The organism is Streptomyces sp. NPDC048171 (genome assembly GCF_043202655.1).
GTDB lineage: Bacteria > Actinomycetota > Actinomycetes > Streptomycetales > Streptomycetaceae > Streptomyces.
This window is the reverse complement of the sequence record NZ_JBIDAU010000003.1, coordinates 38,650-59,465: the sequence shown is the minus strand read 5'-3', so window position 1 is coordinate 59,465 and position 20,816 is coordinate 38,650. Positions and strand designations below refer to the sequence as shown.

The following is a 20,816-nucleotide window of genomic DNA, read 5'->3' as shown; positions in this document are numbered from 1 at the left end:
GGTGGAATCCGCTGTGCTCAATGTGTTCAGTCCTTCAGCATGAATTGGTCCATGACGCGTACGACGGCGTCGACCGCCTGCTGCTCGGCGCCCAGGTCCCCGCGCACGCGGGCGTCCCACAGGTCGGCCTTCCGGCGCAGATACGTCAGGCGCAGTTGCAGTTGTTCGATGTCGGCGGCCAGTTTCCGCGCCTGCGAGGAGAACAGCTCCCGCTGCTCGGCGGCGGCGGCATCGCCCTGGGCCAGCAGGTCCAGGTAGCGGCGCATCCCGCTGACGGTCATCCCCGCCGAGCGCAGGCACGACAGCGCCTCGACGCGCTCCACGGTCGCGGGGCCGTACCGGCGATGCCCGCTCGACGCGTCCCGGGCCACGGCTCCCAGCAGGCCGATCTTCTCGTAATAGCGCAGCGTGGGTTCGCTGAAGCCGGATCGTCGCGCCATCTCCTGGATGGTCAGATCCCCGCCTCGTCCCCTGGTCGCTCCTGCCATGCCCACAGCCTCCGGTACTTCAAGCGCTTGAAGTCAAGCTCGCTCGCCCGCGACCTGGGCGCAACCGAAGGCGCCTGACCGACCCGGACGACTTCGCGCCGCGAGCCGGCCCCCAGCTCCACTCATCGGCGTGCTGGGACGCCGTGGCGCCTGGTTACTATGCTCACCTCATGCCGGAGGTGGACGACCAAGGGATGCAAGGCCAGTAGGCGATGAGATATTCGAAGTCGTTGCGAGATGTCGCCGTGACCCGCTACATCGAGCCCCTGCGATCCGGCGGCTCCGTCCCCGGTGTCGTCGAGGCCGACGACCTCGGCACCTACGTCCTGAAGTTCACCGGCTCCGCGCAGGGCCACAAGGCCCTGGTCGCCGAGGTGATCGTCGGTGAACTGGCCCGGGAGCTGGGCCTCCGGGTGCCCGAACTCGTCCTCGCGCACTTCGACCCGGCGATCGCCGAGCACGAACCGCACCAGGAGGTGCGCGACCTGCTCGACGCCAGCGCCGGACTCAACCTCGGCATGGACTACCTCTCGGGCGGCGCCGACCTCACGCCCGAGCTGGCCGAAGCGTTCCCCGTGGACGCGCGGGAGGCCGGACGGATCGTCTGGCTGGACGCCCTCACGGTGAACGTGGACCGCACGGTGCACAGCTCCAACCTGATGGTCTGGCCGACCCTCGGTGTCGCACCCCCGCGTCTGTGGCTGATCGACCACGGTGCCGCGCTCGTCTTCCACCACCGCTGGGACACCTCCGCCCCGGAGAAGGCGTACGACTTCCGCCACCACGCCCTCGGCCACCACGCGCCCGACGTCCGGGCCGCCGACGCCGAACTCGCCCCGAAGGTGACGGAGGAACTGCTGCGTGACGTGGTGGGCCGGGTACCGGACCCCTGGCTGACCCCCGAGGCGGGCTTCGGCACACCGGACGAGGTGCGCTCCGCCTACGTCGGCTACCTGCACGCGCGCGTGCGGGCGTCCGGGAAGTGGCTGCCCACCGACTTTCCGGGCCGCGACGAGCTGGCCGCCGAGAACGCCGCCCGCGCCGCCCGGACCGAGCGGGGGCGCCCGGCCTGGCTCAAGCGCGTCCCCGACCTGCACGGCAGGCCGGCCGCCGAACGGGACTGGTCCGCCCACCTGGACTGAGACACGACCGCGCCCCCGGTGCCGTGCGGTACCGGGGGCGCGGGTCGGTCACGGACGCCGGGCGTCAGCCCTTGAGCTGCTCGTACGCCGGCAGCGTCAGGAAGTCGGCGTAGTCCTCGTCGAGCGAGACCGTCAGGAGCAGGTCGTGGGCCTGCTGCCAGTTGCCGGCCGCGAAGGCCTCGTCGCCGATCTCCGCGCGGATGTTCGCCAGTTCCTCGGCGGCGACCTTGCGGGCCAGCTCGGCGGTGACCTGCTCGCCGTTGTCGAGGACGACCTCCGCGTTGATCCACTGCCAGATCTGCGAGCGGGAGATCTCGGCGGTGGCCGCGTCCTCCATCAGGTTGAAGATGGCGACCGCGCCGAGACCGCGCAGCCAGGCCTCGATGTAGCGGATGCCGACCTGCACCGCGTTGACCAGGCCCGCGTACGTCGGCTTGGCGTCGAGGGAGTCGATCGCGATCAGGTCGGCCGCCTTGACGTCGACGTCCTCGCGCAGCCGGTCCTTCTGGTTGGGCCGGTCGCCGAGGACCTTGTCGAAGGACTCCATGGCGATCGGGACCAGGTCGGGGTGGGCGACCCAGGAGCCGTCGAAGCCGTCGCCGGCCTCGCGGTCCTTGTCGGCGCGGACCTTCTCGAAGGCCACCTTGTTGACCTCGGCGTCCCGGCGGGACGGGATGAACGCCGCCATGCCGCCGATCGCGTGCGCGCCGCGCTTGTGGCAGGTGCGCACGAGGAGTTCGGTGTACGCGCGCATGAACGGGGCGGTCATCGTGACCGCGTTGCGGTCCGGGAGGACGAACTTGGCGCCGCCGTCACGGAAGTTCTTCACGATGGAGAACAGGTAGTCCCAGCGGCCCGCGTTCAGCCCCGAGGCGTGGTCGCGCAGTTCGTAGAGGATCTCCTCCATCTCGTACGCGGCCGTGATCGTCTCGATCAGGACGGTGGCGCGGACGGTGCCCTGCGGGATGCCGACGTAGTCCTGCGCGAAGACGAACACCTCGTTCCAGAGGCGGGCCTCCAGGTGCGACTCCGTCTTGGGCAGGTAGAAGTACGGGCCCTTGCCGAGGTCCAGCAGGCGCTGCGCGTTGTGGAAGAAGTACAGGCCGAAGTCGACCAGCGCGCCCGGCACCGGACGGCCGTCGACCTGGAGGTGGCGCTCGTCGAGGTGCCAGCCGCGCGGGCGCATGACGACCGTCGCCAGCTCCGCGTCCGGGCGCAGGGCGTACGACTTGCCGGTGCGCTCGTCGGTGAAGTCGATGGCGCGGTGGTAGGCGGCCTTGAGGTTGAGCTGGCCGCCGACGACGTTCTCCCAGGTCGGCGCGGAGGCGTCCTCGAAGTCCGCGAGCCAGACCTTCGCGCCCGAGTTGAGCGCGTTGATGGTCATCTTGCGGTCGGTCGGGCCGGTGATCTCGACCCGGCGGTCCTGCAGCGCGGCGGGGGCCGGGGCCACCTTCCAGGAGTCGTCCGCGCGAACGGCGGCGGTCTCCGGGAGGAAGTCGAGCGTGGAGGTGCGGGCGATCCCGGCGCGGCGCTCCGCACGGCGGGCGAGGAGCTCGTCACGCCGGGGCGTGAACCGCCGGTGCAGCTCGGCCACGAAGGCGAGCGCCGCATCGGTGAGGACCTCTTCCTGCCGGGGCAGGGGCTCGGCGTCGACGATGGCCAGCGAGGACGGCGCTGGTGCGGACATGAGCTGTCACTTCCTTCAGCGGTGGCACCGGGTGCCAGAGGGCGCGTATGGGGCATTACGCACTCGCTGTGCGGTCGAGTGCTTCTGGGCAGTGGATACTAGTTTCCTCATCGTGGAACTTCAAGGTTTGTTGACGTCGAGATTCTCCGGTTCGAGGGAAGGTGGCGCTCGGTGCCACGCCCTTCACTCAAGGTGGACCAGGTCGTCCTCGGTGTCGATGTCGTACGGCCGCGCCACGTCCGCACACTCCACGAGCGCGATCTCGGTCTCGTGTTCCCTCAGGTAGGCGCGTGCCCCCCGGTCCCCGGTGGCAGTCGCCGCGACCCCCGGCCAGTGCGCGGCGCCGAGCAGGACGGGGTGTCCGCGCACCCCCGCGTACGCCGCCGACACGAGCGACGTCTCGTCCCGGTATCCGGCGCGGACCCGGGCCATCGCCTCCGCGCCGATGCCGGGCTGGTCCACCAGGGAGACCAGAGCCGCCCGCGCCCCCGTCCCGGTGAGCGAGTCCAGCCCGGTCCGCAGCGAGGACCCCATGCCCTGCTCCCAGTCGGGGTTGTCCACGATGGCGCACCCCTCGAGCGCCGCCCGGTCGCGTACGTCCGCCGCGCGCGCCCCGAGGACGACGTGCACGCGGGTGCAGCCGGCCGCGCGCAGTACGGCGACCGCGTGTTCGACGAGTGGGTGTCCGCGGTGCTCGAGCAGTGCCTTGGGGCGCCCGCCGAGCCGCCGGCCGCCCCCGGCGGCCAGCAGCAGCCCCGCTACCTGGTCTTCGTCATCCGTCATGGCTCCTGCTTACCCGACGGCCCGCCAAACGTCCGGGCGTGTGCGGGGTTGACGAAGACTGAAATTCGGTCCGCGTGGTGGCGTGTGCCGTGCGGCGTGGCGTTTACTGGCCCGCGCACCACGGGGTTCGAGGGGGAGGGCTGTGTTGCGGAGCTTGGGGCAGAGGCGAGTGACCGTCGGCGACGAGGATGTGAGGGTGGCGGAGCTGAGGGCGGCGGTGTCCCGGTTGCGTCGCCGACTCGCTCTGCTGCCCGCCGACTTCCCCGACCGGGTGATCGCCGAGGACGAGCTGGCCGACCTCGCGGCGATGGCGGGGCACGGGGTTCCCGAGGCGCCGCGGCTGCGCCGCTCCCTGCTGCTGATAGCGGCCGCGATCGGCTCCGTCAGCGCCCTGTCGCCGGGGCTGACGGAGCTCCGGCACGCCGTGGAACTCTTCGGGGATCCACCGCCGCGCGGCTAGGCCGCGCAGCCAGGGGGGCCGTGGGCGGGGCTTCGCGGACACGGCCCGGGGCCGGTCGGGCCCGGCTCAGGCCGCCGGGTTGCCGTTCGACGTCAGCAGTGCCTCCGACAGTTCCGCCGCCACCTGCTGGAGCAGGGGCACGATCCGGTCGGTCGCGGCCTCGGTGACGCGGCCCGCCGGGCCGGAGATCGAGATGGCGGCGGCGGTGGGGGAGTCCGGCACGGAGACGGCCAGGCAGCGCACGCCGATCTCCTGCTCGTTGTCGTCGATCGCGTAGCCCTGGCGGCGCACGTCCGCCAGCGCCGCGATGAACCCGTCCGGCGTGGTGATCGTCTTGTCGGTCGCGGCCGGCATCCCGGTGCGGCCCAGCAGGGCGCGCACCTCCTCCGCCGGGAAGTCCGCGAGCAGCGCCTTGCCGACGCCGGTGGAGTGCGGCAGGACGCGCCGGCCGACCTCGGTGAACATGCGCATCGAGTGCTTGGACGGCACCTGGGCGACGTACACGATCTCGTCGCCGTCGAGCAGGGCCATGTTGGCCGTCTCGCCGGTCTCCTCGACCAGGCGGGCCAGGTGCGGGCGGGCCCAGGTGCCGAGCAGCCGGGAGGCCGACTCGCCGAGGCGGATCAGGCGCGGGCCGAGCGCGTACCGGCGGTTGGGCTGCTGGCGGACGTATCCGCAGGCCACGAGGGTGCGCATCAGGCGGTGAATGGTCGGCAGCGGCAGGCCGCTGCTGGCCGAAAGCTCGCTCAGGCCGACCTCGCCGCCCGCGTCCGCCATCCGTTCGAGCAGGTCGAAGGCGCGCTCCAGGGACTGGACGCCGCCTGTGGCGGACCTGGCGGAGTCGGTGGTGCTGGCGTTGGACGTCGGCACGGCACGTTCCTTTCGGGGCTGGCGGGAGGAAAGAAGCGTACCCGGCGGCCGGTTGACTACCGGCTTGTACATAGCTACGTTCTGCTTGCTGGAATTCTAATTCCGCTTTGTGGAAACGTCCAGGGGTTGGGTACTGGGCATGCCTCCACAAAGGGTGCCTCTTGACGGGGTCCGGCGGGGAGTGAAGACTCCTTCAACAGAACGTTGAAACACCTGGCAGGGAAGAGAGGGGTTCGGGTGTCGCAGGCTGAACTCGTACTGCGCTCGACGCGCGTCGTCACTCCCGAGGGGACACGGGCGGCGTCGGTCGCGGTGGCCGGAGGGACGATCACGGCCGTCCTCCCGTACGACGCCCCCGTCCCGGAGGGCGCCCGGCTCGAGGACGTCGGCGACCACGTCGTCCTCCCCGGGCTGGTCGACACCCACGTGCACGTGAACGACCCGGGCCGCACCGAGTGGGAGGGCTTCTGGACCGCCACCCGCGCGGCCGCCGCCGGCGGCATCACCACCCTCGTGGACATGCCGCTGAACTCCATCCCGCCGACCACGACGGTCGACCACCTGCGCGTCAAGCGCGAGGTCGCCGCCGCCAAGGCGCACATCGACGTCGGCTTCTGGGGTGGCGCCCTGCCCGACAACGTCAAGGACCTGCGCCCGCTGCACGAGGCCGGCGTGTTCGGCTTCAAGGCGTTCCTGTCGCCGTCCGGGGTCGACGAGTTCCCGCACCTCGACCAGGAGCAGCTCGCCCGTTCGCTGGCGGAGATCGCCGCCTTCGACGGCCTGCTCATCGTGCACGCGGAGGACCCGCACCACCTTGCCGCGGCCCCGCAGCAGGGCGGTCCGAAGTACAGCCACTTCCTCGCCAGCCGCCCGCGCGACGCCGAGGACACCGCGATCGCGACCCTGCTCGCGCAGGCCAAGCGGTTCAACGCCCGCGTGCACATCCTCCACCTCTCCTCCAGTGACGCCCTGCCGCTGATCGCGCAGGCCCGCGCCGACGGCGTGCAGGTGACGGTCGAGACCTGCCCGCACTACCTCACGCTCACCGCCGAGGAAGTGCCGGACGGTGCCAGCGAGTTCAAGTGCTGCCCGCCGATCCGCGAGGCCGCCAACCAGGACCTGCTGTGGCAGGCCCTCGTGGACGGCACCATCGACTGCGTCGTCACCGACCACTCGCCGTCCACCGCCGACCTCAAGACCGACGACTTCGCCACCGCCTGGGGCGGCATCGCCGGTCTCCAGCTGAGCCTGCCGGCGATGTGGACCAAGGCCCGCGAGCGCGGTCTCGGCCTGGAGGACATCGTGCGCTGGATGTCGGCGCAGACGGCGCGCCAGGTGGGTCTCGACGGGCGCAAGGGCGCCGTCGCGGCCGGTCACGACGCCGACTTCGCCGTCCTCGCCCCCGACGAGACGTTCACCGTCGACCCGGCCGCCCTCCAGCACCGCAACCGCGTCACCGCGTACGCGGGCAAGACCCTGTACGGCGTCGTGAAGTCCACCTGGCTGCGCGGAGAGCGCGTCCTGGCGGACGGCGCGTTCACCGATCCGAAGGGACAGCTCCTCACCCGGACCTGAGACGTCCGGACCCCCTGAATCCAGACCACCCCGAACGACCCCGAGAGGAACACCTGATCACCGTGACGGCCCAGCAGAACTCCCAGTTGGCCAGCTTCACCGGCGACGCGAACCCCTACGGAGGCGGTGACCCGTACGCGGACTATCGCACGGCCGACCTCCCGTTCACCCATCTCGCGAACCTCGCCGACCGGCGACTGGGCGCCGGTGTCGTCGCCGCCAACGACGAGTTCTTCGCCCAGCGCGAGAACCTGCTGGTGCCGGAGCCCGCCGAGTTCGACCCCGAGCACTTCGGGCACAAGGGCAAGGTCATGGACGGCTGGGAGACCCGCCGGCGGCGCGGTGCCTCCGCCGAGCACCCCTGGCCCACCGAGGACGACCACGACTGGGCGCTGGTCCGGCTCGGCGCCCCCGGCGTGATCCGCGGCATCGTCGTCGACACCGCCCACTTCCGGGGCAACTACCCGCAGGCGGTCTCCGTCGAGGGCGCGACCGTCGAGGGCTCCCCGTCGGCGGAGGAACTGCTCGCGGGTGACGTCAAGTGGACGACCCTCGTCCCGCGCACCGCCGTCGGCGGCCACGCCGCCAACGGCTTCGCCGTCTCGGCCGAGCAGCGCTTCACCCACCTGCGCCTCAAGCAGCACCCCGACGGCGGCATCGCCCGTCTGCGGGTGTACGGCGAGGTGCTGCCCGACCCGGCCTGGCTCACCGCCCTCGGCACCTTCGACGTGGTCGCCCTGGAGAACGGCGGACAGGCCGAGGACGCCTCCAACCTCTTCTACTCGCCGGCCACCAACACCATCCAGCCGGGCCGCTCCCGCAAGATGGACGACGGCTGGGAGACCCGCCGCCGCCGCGACCAGGGCAACGACTGGATCCGCTACCGGCTGGTGGACCGTTCCCAGATCCGCGCGATCGAGATCGACACGGCCTACCTGAAGGGCAACTCGGCCGGCTGGGCCTCGGTGTCGGTGCGGGACGGCGAGAGCGGTCAGTGGCGCGAGATCCTGCCCCGCACCCGCCTCCAGCCCGACACCAACCACCGCTTCGTCCTGCCGGAGCCGGCCGTCGGCACGCACGCGCGCGTGGACATCTTCCCCGACGGCGGCATCTCCCGCCTGCGCCTGTTCGGCTCCCTCACCGAGGACGGCGCGGCCCACCTGGCCGCCCGCCACCAGGAACTGGGCGGCTGACCCCGCCTCCACACCCACGCGCGGGGCGCCCGGCCGGACAGCACCGGGCGCCCCGCGCGTGCGCATCCGCGACACCGTGCCCGGCGGACCCACGCATGACGCGACGTCAGATCGGACCCAGTACCTCCCCGGGCTCGGCTGCCAGCTCCAGGGTCTCGAGCACGGTGAGCAACTGCCGCTCCTCGTAGCGGAAGTGGCTCTCCGTGATCGCGGCGATGCCCTCGAGGTGCTGGTCGAGCTCTTCGGGCGGAGCGGCTCGGGCGACCGCGGTCTGGAGGCCGCCCAGCAGGTGGGCGATCATCGAGTGGTCCTGCTCCAACGCGCGCAGCACCGGCTGCAGTTCGGGGTGCGCGGCCGCGATGGCGGGGAAGAGCGTGCGGTCCTCGCCCCGGTGGTGGCCGTCGAGGGCCGTACAGAAGCCGTGGCAGTACAGCAGCAGTTCCCGGGTGGCCGCCTCACCGGGCGTGCCGTCGGCAAGAGCGGCGCGGGTCACGGCCAGCGCTTCCCGCAGCCGGTGGTGCACCTGACGGAGTTCTTGGCTCCAGGCAACCAGCCTGGTCGTCTCGCGCTCAGTCACGCGAGGACGAAGGGTACGACGAGCGCATCGTCGGCCTCCTTCGATACGGCGCCTCCATGCCTGACACGGTCTGCCACCGGCACGCGACGCTCGGCACACCGTAGCGCACGCCCGGTCCGTCCGGCACCGGATATCGATCTCCGGAAAAATATCGGGTCTTGGAAGTATCGGGGGCGGGTCGTGGGACGGTCGGTACGGGCCCGGTGGCGTCCGGCACGCATGCCGAACTTCTGCACGCGCGTACTGCGCGCTCTGGGGCAGGTGGTGTTCCAGGCGAACCCCTGGACGGGCGGCGTCGTCGTCGTGGCCCTCTGCGCGGTCGACTGGCGGTATGCCGCCTACGCGGTGGGTGGCGCCGCCCTGGGCGCCGTCGTCGCCCGCGGTCTCGGCGTACCGCGCGACCGGCGGGAGGCCGGTACCGAGAGCTTCAACTCCGCCCTGCTCGCCCTCTGTCTGTCCGTCTTCCTCGACCCGGGCCGGCCGGCGACGGCACTGCTCGCCGCCGCGGGCTGCGTCGTGGTCACCGTCGGCACGGCGGCGGTGGAGCGTGTGCTGAGTGTCTGGAACCTGCCGCCGCTGACCCTGCCGTACTGCCTCGTGGCGGGATTCCTGACCGTCGCCGCCCCTGCGTTCCGGCGGGTGTGGCCGCACGAGACGAGCCTCGCCGCGCTGCCCGGCGCGGCCTCGGGGTGCGGCGCCCCGGACGTGGGCGACGTGCTGCGGGCGTTCCTCCACAACGTCTCCCAGATCTTCTTCCTGGAGCTGTGGCACGTGGGGGCGTTGCTGCTCGCGGGCGTCTTCCTGGCGAGCAGGGCGGCCGGACTGGTCGCCTGCGCGGGCAGCCTGACGGGCATCGGGACGGCGTGGGCGCTCGGGGTGCCGGCCGAGCGGATCGCGGACGGCACCATGGGGTACAACGCGGTGCTGGTCGCGCTCGCGCTGTGCGGGGTGTTCCTGCCGGCAGCGCCGGCGACACTGCTGTACGCCCTCTTCGGCGCCGCCACCACGACGGCGCTGACCCCGGCCGTCGCCGCGCTGCTCGCACCTTCCGGCGGGCACGTCTTCACGTGGCCGTTCGTCCTGACGACGCTCGGGTTCCTGGCCGCCGCCCACTCCTTCCCGCGGCTGACCGGCAGGGAGCCGGGCGCGCTCGCGGTGCGGCCGAGTCGTCCCTCGGCAGCCGGAGGGCCGAGGTGATCCCTAGGGCCCCGCGGCCCGGCCGTTCCTTCGGGGCACCGCCACCGCGGGCGTGAAGACCTCCGTGCGGTGCGTTCCCGCACGGCTCGACCACACCGGAGGTCTTCGTCACGAGCGGGTCCCGACGGCTCGGACGCCGCTCGTCGGCGACCGGTCCTACGCCGCGTGGCCGCCGTCCACGGCGAACTCCGCGCCCGTGACGTAGGTGGCCTGCGCAAGATGCGCGACCGTCGACGCCACCTCGTCGGCCGTGCCGAAGCGGCCCAGAGCCGTGAGTGCCGCCTGCCCCTCGGCGAAGGGACCGCCGGCCGGGTTCATGTCGGTGTCGACCGGCCCCGGGTGGACGATGTTCGCCGTGATCCCGCGCGGTCCCAACTCCCGGGCCAGCGCCTTGGTCAGGCCGATCAGCGCCGACTTGCTCATCGCGTACAGGGTGCCGCCGGGGCCGGGCACGCGCTGGGTCATGCAGCTGCCGACCGTGATGATCCGTCCCCCTTCGGTCATGCGGGCGGCGGCCGCCCGGGAGGTCAGGAAGACGCCCCGGACGTTGACCGCGAGCAGCCGGTCCACGTCGGCGGGCGTGATGGTCTCCACCGGGCCCAGCAGTCCCAGACCCGCGTTGTTGACCAGCACGTCGGGGGCGCCCCCGAGCGCGAGCGCCGCCCGCTCCACCGCCCCCGCCGCCTCGTCCGGGTCGGCGGAGTCCGCCCGCAGGGCCACCGCCCGGCGTCCCAGGGCCTCCACGGCGCGTACGACGTCCGCCGCCGCGTCCTTGCCGTTCACATAGGTCAGCGCCACATCGGCGCCCTCCCGGGCCAGCCGCAGGGCGACGGCCGCACCGATGCCGCGGCTGCCTCCGGTGACGAGGGCGGTCCGGCCGAGCAGGGGAGCGGCGGGGTGGGTGAGCGTGTTCGGGTTCGTGTTCATGGGTCCATCCCAGCGGGCGGCACGCTCCCGTGCTGGCGGAGAACGGACGTCGAATCCCGGCGGCCGGAGCACCGCTCGCGCGGTTTGTGAACTCGCCGAAAACACATATGACGTCCAGGGAAACTCCACGGTCTTGTCATTGACATGCCACTGTCTACGCGCGTCATCATGAATCCATGCGATTCCCCCCACACGTCGCCCGGCTCGGCGCGGCAACCGCAGTCCTGTCCGCCCTCCTCGTGGGCGGCACCGTCTCCGCGACCACCGCCGGCGCCGCCCCGGCGGCGGTCGGCGACATCTGCTACAGCGCCCTGCCCGCCCAGGCGCACGACACCCTGGACCTGATCGAGCAGGGCGGCCCCTACCCGTTCGAGCAGGACGGGACCGTCTTCCAGAACCGGGAGGGCATCCTGCCCGGACAGTCCACCGGCTACTACCACGAGTACACGGTGATCACCCCGGGCTCCGACACGCGAGGCGCCCGGCGCATCGTCACCGGTGAGTCGAACCAGGAGGACTACTACACCGCCGACCACTACGCGTCGTTCGACCTCGTCGACCACGGCTGCTGAACCGCCGGTCCCGGGCGGGTCGAGTGCTCAGCCGGGCTTCCGGCTCTCGGCGGCCGCGAACAGCGCGCCGCCGAGCACGAGCAGTGCCACGCTCACGTAGAGCTCGGCGCCGTCGAGGAAGCCGATCCGCTGCACCAGGCCCCAATGCCAGTCGGTGAACTCGTGCACCAGTCCCAACACGCCCTGGACAACGGCGAGCAGTCCCAGGAACTCCAGCAACTCCTTCATGTCACCGACTCTCGCCCCGCGGACCCCCCACCCACATCGGCCGCGGGGCGAGATCTCCCCGACCGAAGGCCCCCTTCTCCGTCGTCCCGCGCGTCGAAAGTCTGAGGTCCCGCGACTTCGGTCGGTGATCCCGCGCGAGGGATCGTGGTCGTGGCGAGCCCTGCGTAGATTTGTCGACTGTGAGCAAAGACAGGCCCGATCGGATCACCCCGGCGTTCCCAGGACGCCGCTGGCTGCTGCCGTCGGCGCTGATCGAACAACTCGACCCCAGCCCGGATCCCGAGTCCCTGGGGCGGTGGTCCCGGCGGCCCCGGCGCACCGCCCGTGACTGGATGGTCGACTTCACCTGCTTCCTGATCGCCGTCGTGGTCGGTCTCCTCGCCGCGGACGGGCTGAAGAACGAGCCGAACCTCTCGCACGGCATGGAGATCGCCGACCAGCTGATCGGCGCCCTCGCCTGCGCGGCCGTCTGGCTCCGACGCCGGTGGCCGGTCGGGCTGGCCGTCGCCATGCTGCCCCTCGGCTTCGTCTCGGTCACGTCGGGTGGGGCCACCATGGTCGCCCTGTTCACCGTGGCCGTGCACCGGCCCTTCCGGTACGTGGCCTGGGTGGCGGGCGCCCAGATCGCGCTCCAGCCCCTCTACTACTGGCTGCGCCCCGACCCCGATCTGCCCTACCTCGTCGTCCTCGTCCTCGGCACCCTGCTCACCGCCGCGGTGGTCGGCTGGGGGCTGCTCGCCCGCTCCAAGCGGCAGCTCATGCTCAGCCTCCGCGACCGCGCCCAGCGCGCCGAGACCGAGGCGCGGCTGCGGGCGGAGCAGGCCCAGCGGCTCGCGCGGGAGGCCATCGCCCGCGAGATGCACGACGTCCTCGCGCACCGGCTGACGCTGCTCAGCGTGCACGCGGGCGCCCTGGAGTTCCGCCCCGACGCGCCCCGGGAGGAGGTGGTGCGCGCGGCCGGCGTCATCCGGGAGAGCGCGCACGAGGCGCTCCAGGACCTGCGGGAGATCATCGGCGTGCTCCGCTCGGCGGAGTCCGACGACGCCGGGGGCCGCCCCCAGCCGACGCTCGCGGCACTCGACGCACTGGTCACCGAGTCCCGGGAGGCCGGCATGAAGGTCACTCTCGCGGGTCGCGTCGCCGACCCCGCCGAGGTTCCCGCCTCCGTCGGCCGCACCGCATACCGCATCGCCCAGGAGGCATTGACCAACGCCCGCAAGCACGCCCCCGGCACCGAGGTCACGGTCTCGGTCGGCGGAGCCCCGGGCGACGGACTCGCGATGTCGGTGCGCAACGCCCCGACCGACGGCGAGGTGCCCCATGTGCCCGGATCCGGACAGGGGCTGATCGGACTGACCGAGCGGGCCGCGCTCGCGGGCGGCACCCTGGTGCACGGCGCCACGCCCGACGGGGGTTTCGAGGTGCGGGCGTGGCTGCCATGGGGATGAGCCCGGGACCGGCGGCCGGACGGGCTCTGTCCACAGGGCGAACTCGGCTGTCGGCAACCGTGATTACGTATGGCCCATGACTGCGATCAGACTGCTCATCGTCGATGACGACCCGCTGGTGCGGGCGGGGCTGTCCTTGATGCTGGGCGGCGCCGACGACGTCGAGATCGTCGGTGAGGCCGCCGACGGCGACGAGGTCGAGGCGCTCGTCGACCGCACCCGTCCGGACGTCGTCCTCATGGACATCCGGATGCCGGTGGTCGACGGCCTGGCGGCGACGGAGCGGCTGCGCGGCCGCGCGGAGGCCCCGCAGATCATCGTGCTCACCACCTTCCACGCCGACGAGCAGGTGCTGCGGGCGCTGCGCGCGGGCGCCGCCGGGTTCGTCCTCAAGGACACCCCGCCCGCGGAGATCCTGGACGCCGTGCGCAGGGTCGCGGCCGGTGATCCCGTCCTGTCGCCCGCCGTGACCCGCCGGCTGATGGACCAGGTGGCCGCGGGCGCCGCCGACACGCGCCGCACCCGCGCGCGTGCCCGCCTCGACACCCTCAACGACCGCGAACGCGAGGTCGCCGTCGCGGTCGGCCGGGGGCTCGCCAACGCCGCCATCGCGACGGAGCTGTTCATGAGCGTCGCCACCGTCAAGACCCACGTCTCCCGCATCCTGGCCAAGCTGGACCTCGGCAACCGGGTCCAGATCGCACTCCTGGCCCACGACGCGGGCCTGCTGGAGGGTTACCAGGAGGACGGCGGGTAGGGGACCGGGGGAGCGGGGGCCGGGACGTGTCCGCTCAACCCGCCGCGGCCGCCGCGCCCCCGGGGACCTCGCCCAGCCGCACGGGCCTGCGCTCGCGGCGGGAGACGTCGCAGGCCTCGGCGATCCGCAGCGCCTGCAGCGCCTCGCGGCCGTCGCACGGGTTGGCCCGCTCGCCCCGCACGACTTCCACGAAGGTGGCCAGCTCGGCCTCGTAGGCGGGCCCGAACCGTTCCACGAAGCCCGTCCACGGCTTGTCCGCGGCCGGGGGACCGGTCGGCTCGGTGGACGCGATCGGCGTACGGTCGTCCAGACCGACGACGATCTGGTCCAGCTCCCCGGCCAGCTCCATGCGGACGTCGTACCCCGCCCCGTTCAGCCGCGTCGCCGTCAGCGTGGCCAGCGTCCCGTCGTCCAGCGTGAGCAGCGCGGCGCCGGTGTCCACGTCGTCCGCCGCGCGGAACATCGGCGGCCCGGCGTCCGACCCGGCGGCGTAGACGTCGGTGACCTCCCGCCCGGTCACCCAGCGAAGCACGTCGAAGTCGTGGATGAGCGTGTCCCGGTAGAGCCCGCCGGACTGCGGCAGGTACTCGGCCGGCGGCGGGGCCTGGTCGCTCGTCACCGCCCGCACGGTGTGCAGCCGTCCCAGCCGCCCGGCCCGTACCGCCTCCCGGGCCCCCTTGTACCCGGCGTCGAAGCGGCGCTGGAACCCCATCTGGAGCACCGTCCCGGCCGCCTCCACCTCGGCGATCGCCTGTAACGTGCCGGTCAGATCCAGCGCGATCGGCTTCTCGCAGAACACCGGCAGCCCCGAGCGTGCTGCCCGACCGATCAGTTCGGCGTGGGCCGGTGTCGCCGTGGTGATCACCACGGCGTCCACGCCCCACCGGAAGATCTCGTCCACTCCGGGTGCCGCCGTCTCCCCCAGCCGGTGAGCCAGATCCTGGGCCCGTGCGAGGTCGGCGTCCGTGAGGATCAGGGATCCCACGTCGCGGTGGCGGCTGAGCGTGTTGGCGTGAACGGTGCCGATACGGCCCGTTCCGATGACCCCGATGCGCATGGAATCAAAGTGGGCTCACAGCCCGCACCCTGTCAATGCGTATGTCCGGACAATCGAACTACACAACTTCCCGTCATCTGCGCACGGAGCTACGCTCGGGCCGTGCCGAAACCAGAAGTGGACCCCACCGTGTCCCTGGACCTCAGCGTGGATCGCAGCAGCCCCGTGCCGCTGTACTTCCAGCTGTCGCAGCAGCTGGAGGCGGCGATCGAGCACGGCGCGCTGACCCCGGGCAGTCTGCTGGGCAACGAGATCGAGCTGGCCGCGCGGCTCGGTCTGTCCCGGCCCACCGTCCGCCAGGCCATCCAGTCGCTCGTCGACAAGGGCCTGCTGGTGCGCCGCCGGGGCGTCGGCACCCAGGTCGTGCACAGCAAGGTCAGGCGCCCGCTGGAACTCAGCAGCCTCTACGACGACCTGGAGGCGGCGGGCCAGCGCCCCGCCACGAAAGTCCTGGTCAACACGGTCGTCCCGGCGACCGCGGAGACCGCCGCCGTACTCGGCGTGACCGAGGGAACCGACGTGCACCGCATCGAGCGGCTGCGGCTGACCCACGGGGAGCCGATGGCGTACCTGTGCAACTACCTGCCCTCCGGTCTCCTCGACCTCGACACCGGCCGGCTGGAGGCCACCGGCCTGTACCGGCTGATGCGCACCGCCGGGATCACCCTGCACAGCGCCCGCCAGTCCATCGGCGCCCGCGCCGCCACCGCCGACGAGGCCGAACGGCTCGGCGAGGACGAGGGAGCCCCCCTGCTCACGATGGAACGCACCACGTTCGACGACACGGGACGCGCGGTCGAGTTCGGCACGCACACCTACCGCCCCTCCCGGTACTCCTTCGAGTTCCAGCTCCTGGTACGGCCCTGAGCCCTTCCGTACGGCCCTGAGCCGCTCCCTCCGGCCGCCGCTCGCCGCGCGGGTTCGTCGCAATGTCCGGACAATGTGACCGTTGCCCGATCCCCGGAGGCAAACGCTCCGCTTGTGTGTCGGACAATGGGGCGTTTGGGGCTTCCCGCCCCGGCCGGAGCCTCGGGCGCCCCGGTACGCACAGCACGGCACAGCAAGAAGGGCACGGCCTCGTGGCACGGTTTCGGACCTGGGTAGGCATCGCGCTGGCAGGAGCACTGTCGGTGTCCCTGGCCGGGTGCAGCAGCACTGGCGGCAAGCGGGCCGAGGACGCCCGCAAGGCGGCGTCGGCCCAGGGGCAGGCGGCGGTGAACACGCCCCGCTGGACCTTCGCGATGATCACCCACTCGGGCGACGGCGACACCTTCTGGGACATCGTCCAGAGCGGCGCCGAGCAGGCCGCGGTGAAGGACAACATCAACTTCCTCTACTCCCACGACGACGAGGCCCAGCAGCAGGCGCAGCTGGTGGACGCCGCCATCGACAAGAAGGTCGACGGGATCATCGTCACGCTGGCCAAGCCCGACGCCATGAAGTCCGCGCTCGACCGCGCCCGCAAGGCGGGCATCCCGGTGATCACCGTGAACTCCGGGTCCGAGGAGTCGAAGGCGTTCGGCGCCCTCACCCACGTCGGCCAGGACGAGACGATCGCCGGCGAGGCGGTCGGCGAGGAACTGAACGAGCGGGGCCGGGAGCAGGCCCTCTGCGTGCTCCACGAGCAGGGCAACGTCGGCCACGAGCAGCGCTGCGACGGCGTCGAGAAGACCTTCGACGGCAAGGTCCAGCGGCTCTACGTCAACGGCACCAGCATGCCGGACGTGCAGTCCGCCATCGAGGCCAAGCTCCAGACCGACAAGGCCGTCGACGCGGTGGTCACCCTCGGCGCCCCCTACGCCGACACCGCGGTGAAGGCCAAGCAGGGCGCGGGCAGCGAGGCCGAGATCGACACCTTCGACCTCAACGCCAAGGTGGCGGCCGGCCTCGCCGACGGCACCCTCGGCTTCGCGGTCGACCAGCAGCCCTACCTCCAGGGCTACGAGGCCGTCGACCTGCTGTGGCTGTACAAGTACAACGCCGACGTCCTGGGCGGCGGCCGGCCGGTGCTCACGGGACCGCAGATCATCACCAAGGACGACGCCGACGCGCTCTCCGAGTACACGAAGCGGGGCACCCGATGAGCGCGGGCACGGACGCGGCCACCGCTGACGAAAGGATTCTGCAGACCTCTCCGCTGCGGAAACTCCTGGGCCGCCCCGAACTGGGCTCCGTCGTCGGCGCCATCGCCGTCTTCGTGTTCTTCGCGTTCTTCGCCGACAGCTTCCTGCAGGCCGCCAGCCTCAGCACGGTGCTCTACGCCGCCTCCACGATCGGCATCATGGCCGTCCCGGTGGCGCTGCTGATGATCGGCGGCGAGTTCGACCTGTCGGCCGGCGTCATGGTCACCTCGTCGGCGCTGGTCTCGTCGATGTTCAGCTACCAGATGACCGCAAACGTCTGGGTCGGCGTCGGCGTGTCCCTGCTGGTCACGCTGGCGATCGGCGCGTTCAACGGCTTCATGCTGACCCGCACGAAACTGCCCAGCTTCATCATCACGCTGGGCACCTTCCTCATGCTGACCGGCCTGAACCTGGGCTTCACCAAGCTGATCGACGGCACGGTCTCCACCAAGTCGATCGCCGACATGGAGGGCTTCCCCTCCGCCCGCGACGTCTTCGCGTCCACGATCACCATCGGCGGCGTCGGCTTCAAGGTGACCATCCTGTGGTGGCTCGCCCTGGTCGCCGTCGCCAGCTGGATCCTGCTGCGCACCCGCGCCGGCAACTGGATCTTCGCGGTCGGCGGCAACAAGGACGCCGCCCGCGCGGTGGGCGTCCCGGTCACCAGGACCAAGATCGGCCTCTACATGGGCGTCGGCTTCGGCGCCTGGATCTCGGGCCAGCACCTGCTCTTCTCCTACGACGTCGTCCAGTCCGGCGAGGGCGTCGGCAACGAGCTGATCTACATCATCGCGGCCGTCATCGGCGGCTGTCTGATCACCGGCGGCTACGGCAGCGCCGTCGGCTCGGCGGTCGGCGCGTTCATCTTCGGCATGACCAGCAAGGGCATCGTCTTCGCCGAGTGGAACCCCGACTGGTTCAAGTTCTTCCTCGGAGCGATGCTGCTCCTCGCGACCCTGCTCAACGCCTGGGTCCGCAAGCGCGCGGAGGCCACCAAATGACGCAGACCCCGGTACCCCAGGCGCTCGTCGAGCTGTCCGGCGTCAGCAAGAACTACGGCAACGTACGCGCCCTCGAGGGCGTCTCCTTCCAGGTGCACGCGGGTGAGATCACCTGCGTCCTGGGCGACAACGGCGCGGGCAAGTCGACCCTCATCAAGATCATCTCCGGGCTGCACCAGCACGACGGCGGCACCCTCGCCCTCGACGGCGAGGAGACCCGCCTCGCCTCCCCGCGCGAGGCCCTGGACCGCGGCATCGCCACCGTGTACCAGGACCTCGCCGTCGTCCCGCTGATGCCGGTCTGGCGCAACTTCTTCCTCGGCTCCGAGCCGCGCAAGGGCGTCGCCCCGTTCAAGCGCATGGACGTCGACCACATGCGCCGCACCACCCACGCGGAGCTCCTGCGCATGGGCATCGACCTGCGCGACGTCGACCAGCCCATCGGCACCCTCTCCGGCGGCGAACGCCAGTGCGTGGCGATCGCACGCGCGGTGTACTTCGGCGCGAAGGTGCTCGTCCTGGACGAGCCGACCGCCGCCCTCGGCGTCAAGCAGTCCGGCGTCGTCCTGAAGTACGTGGCGGCCGCCCGCGACCAGGGCCTGGGTGTCGTCCTCATCACCCACAACCCGCACCACGCGTACCTGGTGGGGGACCGCTTCGTCCTCCTGAAGCGCGGCACGATGGTCGGCAACCACGAGCGCGAGGACATCACCCTGGACGAGCTGACGCGCCAGATGGCGGGCGGCAACGAGTTGGACGATCTACGCCACGAACTGCAACGCCCCTCTTAGGGGCGCGGGGAACTGCGCGACCAGCCACAACGCACCCGCGGACGGCAACGAACCGGCGACCCCACCCCCTGTCCCATTCGGCACCCAGCGTGAGCGTGCGGCACAATCGCACCCGATGAGCACCTACCGCGACTTCACCGCCCCCATCGGTTCCCGCCGCGCCCCGGTCCTGCGCACCGTGGGCACGAGGGAACGCCGCTCGCACCTGACGGCACCCCGCGTGCCCACGGTCGGCATCGACATCGGCGGCACGAAGGTCATGGCGGGCGTCGTCGACGCCGACGGCAACATCCTGGAGCGCCTGCGCACGGAGACCCCGGACAAGTCCAAGAGCCCGAAGGTGGTCGAGGACACCATCGTCGAGCTGGTCCTGGACCTCTCCGACCGGCACGACGTGCACGCCGTCGGCATCGGCGCGGCAGGCTGGGTCGACGCCGACCGCAACCGCGTGCTGTTCGCCCCCCACCTGTCCTGGCGCAACGAGCCGCTGCGCGACCGCATCGCCGGCCGCCTCGCGGTCCCCGTCCTCGTGGACAACGACGCCAACACCGCCGCCTGGGCCGAGTGGCGCTTCGGCGCCGGACGCGGCGAGGACCACCTCGTCATGATCACGCTCGGCACCGGCATCGGCGGCGCCATCCTGGAGGACGGCCAGGTCAAGCGGGGCAAGTACGGGGTCGCCGGTGAGTTCGGGCACATGCAGGTGGTGCCCGGCGGCCACCGCTGCCCGTGCGGCAACCGCGGCTGCTGGGAGCAGTACAGCTCCGGAAACGCCCTGGTCAGGGAGGCCCGCGAGCTGGCCGCGGCCGACTCGCCGGTGGCGTACGGGATCATCGAGCACGTCAAGGGCAGCATCGGCGACATCACCGGCCCGATGATCACTGAGCTGGCCCGCGACGGCGACGCCATGTGCGTCGAGCTGCTCCAGGACATCGGACAGTGGCTCGGCGTCGGCATCGCCAACCTCGCCGCCGCCCTCGACCCGTCCTGCTTCGTGATCGGCGGCGGGGTCAGCGCCGCGGACGACCTGCTCATCGGTCCCGCGCGCGACGCCTTCAAACGCCAGCTCACCGGCCGCGGCTACCGCCCCGAGGCCCGCATCGTCCGCGCCCAGCTGGGCCCCGAGGCCGGCATGGTGGGCGCCGCCGACCTGGCCCGGCTGGTGGCCCGCCGGTTCCGCCGCGCCAAACGGCGCCGCGTGGAGCGGTACGAGCGCTACGAGCGGTACGCCGAGGCCCGTCGCACCCCCGGGGAGTCGCCGTGACCGAGACCCTGCCCCACCAGGCCGGAACGCCCGAGGAACACGGGCCGCCGGCCGAGGACCGCCGGCACATGATCCGGCGCCGTGCGCTGACGCTGCTCACCATCGTGCTGCTCATCGGCGTCCCCGCCGGCTACCTCGTGATCTCCGCCAACCAGAGCCGCGACAGCGGCCGGCAGAAGGAGGCGAAGTACGCGGCGACCGGCATGACCCGGGGCTGGCCGTCCAAGCTCCAGCGCCGCATCTACGAGCTGCCGGTCCCGGTGCCCTCGGAGAAGATCGCGTACTACGAGACGAACAACTGGAAGACCAGCCGCCTCTACGTGCAGTTCCAGACCACCAACGCCGGCCTGGACGCCTTCCTGGCCGGACTGGGCGTCGACCGCGACGCGCTGGAGAAGGACAAGATCGCCATCAGCGACCGCGCCCAGCGGGTCACCGGCTGGAACTTCCGCGCCTCCAGCACCTGGTGGGGCGTGGTCAACGAGCAGCGGAACCCGGCACCGACCCAGGACGTCGTCGTCGACCTGGACGACCCGGACTATCCGATGGTGTACGTCGTCTCACGCACCGTTCCCTAGGGCCGCACGGGCCCGGCGACCGGCCGGGGCCGATTGTCAGACCCCGCCCGTAGAGTCGAAGACAGCTGATCGGGACCACGGGCGGGAGGTGACAGGAC

22 protein-coding genes are annotated in these 20,816 nt (G+C 71.8%); 14 read left to right on the top strand and 8 right to left on the bottom strand.

Features of this window, described 5'->3' with window-relative positions; genetic code table 11:
• Positions 1-26 precede the first annotated feature (26 nt).
• Entirely contained in the window at positions 27-440 is a 414-nt protein-coding gene (locus ACGF3J_RS09000) for a MerR family transcriptional regulator (RefSeq protein WP_393853735.1), read from the bottom strand.
• A 260-nt stretch (positions 441-700) separates the two neighbouring features.
• Between ACGF3J_RS09000 and ACGF3J_RS08995 the strand changes: the two genes are divergently transcribed.
• Positions 701-1,630 carry a HipA family kinase gene (locus tag ACGF3J_RS08995; RefSeq protein ID WP_161326377.1) on the top strand — a complete coding sequence of 310 codons (930 nt, stop codon included), beginning with the start codon at positions 701-703 and terminating at the stop codon, positions 1,628-1,630.
• 64 nt (positions 1,631-1,694) lie between these two features.
• Here the strand turns inward: ACGF3J_RS08995 and aceB are convergent, their stop codons facing one another.
• Both aceB and ACGF3J_RS08985 read right to left on the bottom strand, forming a co-directional pair.
• Positions 1,695-3,317, bottom strand: coding sequence for a malate synthase A (gene aceB / locus ACGF3J_RS08990; protein ID WP_161326376.1), 1,623 nt, complete (start codon positions 3,315-3,317; stop codon positions 1,695-1,697).
• Positions 3,318-3,500: 183 nt separating this feature from the next.
• On the bottom strand, positions 3,501-4,100 hold the full coding sequence (locus ACGF3J_RS08985; protein ID WP_393853734.1) for an NTP transferase domain-containing protein: 600 nt from the start codon (positions 4,098-4,100) through the stop codon (positions 3,501-3,503).
• A gap of 142 nt (positions 4,101-4,242) precedes the next feature.
• On the opposite strand from ACGF3J_RS08985, the gene ACGF3J_RS08980 reads away from it, so the two are divergent.
• Complete coding sequence (locus ACGF3J_RS08980) at positions 4,243-4,560, top strand: DUF5955 family protein (protein WP_393853733.1); 318 nt, start codon at positions 4,243-4,245, stop codon at positions 4,558-4,560.
• Between the two features lie 66 nt (positions 4,561-4,626).
• Here the strand turns inward: ACGF3J_RS08980 and allR are convergent, their stop codons facing one another.
• Positions 4,627-5,430, bottom strand: coding sequence for an allantoin degradation transcriptional regulator AllR (allR, locus tag ACGF3J_RS08975; RefSeq protein ID WP_161326373.1), 804 nt, complete (start codon positions 5,428-5,430; stop codon positions 4,627-4,629).
• A 237-nt stretch (positions 5,431-5,667) separates the two neighbouring features.
• Between allR and allB the strand changes: the two genes are divergently transcribed.
• Both allB and alc read left to right on the top strand, forming a co-directional pair.
• Entirely contained in the window at positions 5,668-7,005 is a 1,338-nt protein-coding gene (allB, locus tag ACGF3J_RS08970) for an allantoinase AllB (protein WP_161326372.1), read from the top strand.
• A gap of 62 nt (positions 7,006-7,067) precedes the next feature.
• Complete coding sequence (gene alc, locus ACGF3J_RS08965) at positions 7,068-8,198, top strand: allantoicase (RefSeq protein WP_386930348.1); 1,131 nt, start codon at positions 7,068-7,070, stop codon at positions 8,196-8,198.
• A gap of 106 nt (positions 8,199-8,304) precedes the next feature.
• Here the strand turns inward: alc and ACGF3J_RS08960 are convergent, their stop codons facing one another.
• Positions 8,305-8,775: a hemerythrin domain-containing protein gene (locus ACGF3J_RS08960; protein ID WP_393853732.1), complete on the bottom strand. Its 471-nt coding sequence runs from the start codon at positions 8,773-8,775 to the stop codon at positions 8,305-8,307.
• A 219-nt stretch (positions 8,776-8,994) separates the two neighbouring features.
• On the opposite strand from ACGF3J_RS08960, the gene ACGF3J_RS08955 reads away from it, so the two are divergent.
• Positions 8,995-9,972, top strand: a complete 978-nt coding sequence (locus ACGF3J_RS08955) for an urea transporter (protein WP_161326369.1) — start codon at positions 8,995-8,997, stop codon at positions 9,970-9,972.
• Positions 9,973-10,128: 156 nt separating this feature from the next.
• Here ACGF3J_RS08955 and ACGF3J_RS08950 read toward each other — a convergent pair whose 3' ends face one another.
• A complete protein-coding gene (locus ACGF3J_RS08950) occupies positions 10,129-10,899 on the bottom strand; it encodes an SDR family oxidoreductase (RefSeq protein WP_161326368.1) in 771 nt (256 codons plus the stop codon).
• 176 nt (positions 10,900-11,075) lie between these two features.
• Between ACGF3J_RS08950 and ACGF3J_RS08945 the strand changes: the two genes are divergently transcribed.
• Positions 11,076-11,471, top strand: a complete 396-nt coding sequence (locus ACGF3J_RS08945; RefSeq protein ID WP_161326367.1) for a ribonuclease domain-containing protein — start codon at positions 11,076-11,078, stop codon at positions 11,469-11,471.
• A 27-nt stretch (positions 11,472-11,498) separates the two neighbouring features.
• Here ACGF3J_RS08945 and ACGF3J_RS08940 read toward each other — a convergent pair whose 3' ends face one another.
• The gene (locus tag ACGF3J_RS08940; RefSeq protein WP_393853731.1) at positions 11,499-11,699 is read right to left on the bottom strand and encodes a hypothetical protein; all 201 of its coding nucleotides are present in this window, start codon (positions 11,697-11,699) and stop codon (positions 11,499-11,501) included.
• A gap of 170 nt (positions 11,700-11,869) precedes the next feature.
• On the opposite strand from ACGF3J_RS08940, the gene ACGF3J_RS08935 reads away from it, so the two are divergent.
• Entirely contained in the window at positions 11,870-13,147 is a 1,278-nt protein-coding gene (locus ACGF3J_RS08935; protein ID WP_393853730.1) for a sensor histidine kinase, read from the top strand.
• 76 nt (positions 13,148-13,223) lie between these two features.
• Positions 13,224-13,904 (top strand): response regulator, encoded by a 681-nt coding sequence (locus ACGF3J_RS08930; RefSeq protein WP_393853729.1) that lies wholly within the window; start codon positions 13,224-13,226, stop codon positions 13,902-13,904.
• A gap of 34 nt (positions 13,905-13,938) precedes the next feature.
• On the opposite strand, the gene ACGF3J_RS08925 is transcribed toward ACGF3J_RS08930, so the two are convergent.
• Entirely contained in the window at positions 13,939-14,961 is a 1,023-nt protein-coding gene (locus ACGF3J_RS08925; RefSeq protein ID WP_393853728.1) for a Gfo/Idh/MocA family oxidoreductase, read from the bottom strand.
• 129 nt (positions 14,962-15,090) lie between these two features.
• On the opposite strand from ACGF3J_RS08925, the gene ACGF3J_RS08920 reads away from it, so the two are divergent.
• From ACGF3J_RS08920 to ACGF3J_RS08895, 6 genes are all read left to right on the top strand, one after another.
• Positions 15,091-15,828 carry a myo-inositol degradation transcriptional regulator gene (locus ACGF3J_RS08920; protein WP_346346028.1) on the top strand — a complete coding sequence of 246 codons (738 nt, stop codon included), beginning with the start codon at positions 15,091-15,093 and terminating at the stop codon, positions 15,826-15,828.
• Between the two features lie 212 nt (positions 15,829-16,040).
• Positions 16,041-17,045: a sugar ABC transporter substrate-binding protein gene (locus tag ACGF3J_RS08915; protein ID WP_161327765.1), complete on the top strand. Its 1,005-nt coding sequence runs from the start codon at positions 16,041-16,043 to the stop codon at positions 17,043-17,045.
• Complete coding sequence (locus ACGF3J_RS08910) at positions 17,042-18,085, top strand: ABC transporter permease (protein ID WP_393853727.1); 1,044 nt, start codon at positions 17,042-17,044, stop codon at positions 18,083-18,085. The genes ACGF3J_RS08915 and ACGF3J_RS08910 overlap by 4 nt, the downstream gene beginning before the upstream one ends.
• Positions 18,082-18,876: an ATP-binding cassette domain-containing protein gene (locus tag ACGF3J_RS08905; RefSeq protein WP_393853726.1), complete on the top strand. Its 795-nt coding sequence runs from the start codon at positions 18,082-18,084 to the stop codon at positions 18,874-18,876. The genes ACGF3J_RS08910 and ACGF3J_RS08905 overlap by 4 nt, the downstream gene beginning before the upstream one ends.
• 115 nt (positions 18,877-18,991) lie before the next feature.
• Positions 18,992-20,140, top strand: a complete 1,149-nt coding sequence (locus ACGF3J_RS08900; protein ID WP_161327768.1) for an ROK family glucokinase — start codon at positions 18,992-18,994, stop codon at positions 20,138-20,140.
• A complete protein-coding gene (locus tag ACGF3J_RS08895) occupies positions 20,137-20,718 on the top strand; it encodes a sugar kinase (protein WP_161327769.1) in 582 nt (193 codons plus the stop codon). The genes ACGF3J_RS08900 and ACGF3J_RS08895 overlap by 4 nt, the downstream gene beginning before the upstream one ends.
• Positions 20,719-20,816 lie beyond the last annotated feature (98 nt).

Excerpts from the sequence above, each read along its gene's own strand:
- ACGF3J_RS09000 (WP_393853735.1), bottom strand. The coding sequence starts at position 440 with ATGGCGCGACGATCCGGCTTCAGCGAACCCACGCTGCGCTATTACGAG.
- ACGF3J_RS08995 (WP_161326377.1), top strand. The coding sequence starts at position 701 with ATGAGATATTCGAAGTCGTTGCGAGATGTCGCCGTGACCCGCTACATC.
- aceB (WP_161326376.1), bottom strand. The coding sequence starts at position 3,317 with ATGTCCGCACCAGCGCCGTCCTCGCTGGCCATCGTCGACGCCGAGCCC.
- ACGF3J_RS08985 (WP_393853734.1), bottom strand. The coding sequence starts at position 4,100 with ATGACGGATGACGAAGACCAGGTAGCGGGGCTGCTGCTGGCCGCCGGG.
- ACGF3J_RS08955 (WP_161326369.1), top strand. The coding sequence starts at position 8,995 with ATGCCGAACTTCTGCACGCGCGTACTGCGCGCTCTGGGGCAGGTGGTG.
- ACGF3J_RS08950 (WP_161326368.1), bottom strand. The coding sequence starts at position 10,899 with ATGAACACGAACCCGAACACGCTCACCCACCCCGCCGCTCCCCTGCTC.
- ACGF3J_RS08945 (WP_161326367.1), top strand. The coding sequence starts at position 11,076 with ATGCGATTCCCCCCACACGTCGCCCGGCTCGGCGCGGCAACCGCAGTC.
- ACGF3J_RS08940 (WP_393853731.1), bottom strand. The coding sequence starts at position 11,699 with ATGAAGGAGTTGCTGGAGTTCCTGGGACTGCTCGCCGTTGTCCAGGGC.
- ACGF3J_RS08930 (WP_393853729.1), top strand. The coding sequence starts at position 13,224 with ATGACTGCGATCAGACTGCTCATCGTCGATGACGACCCGCTGGTGCGG.
- ACGF3J_RS08925 (WP_393853728.1), bottom strand. The coding sequence starts at position 14,961 with ATGCGCATCGGGGTCATCGGAACGGGCCGTATCGGCACCGTTCACGCC.
- ACGF3J_RS08910 (WP_393853727.1), top strand. The coding sequence starts at position 17,042 with ATGAGCGCGGGCACGGACGCGGCCACCGCTGACGAAAGGATTCTGCAG.
- ACGF3J_RS08905 (WP_393853726.1), top strand. The coding sequence starts at position 18,082 with ATGACGCAGACCCCGGTACCCCAGGCGCTCGTCGAGCTGTCCGGCGTC.
- ACGF3J_RS08900 (WP_161327768.1), top strand. The coding sequence starts at position 18,992 with ATGAGCACCTACCGCGACTTCACCGCCCCCATCGGTTCCCGCCGCGCC.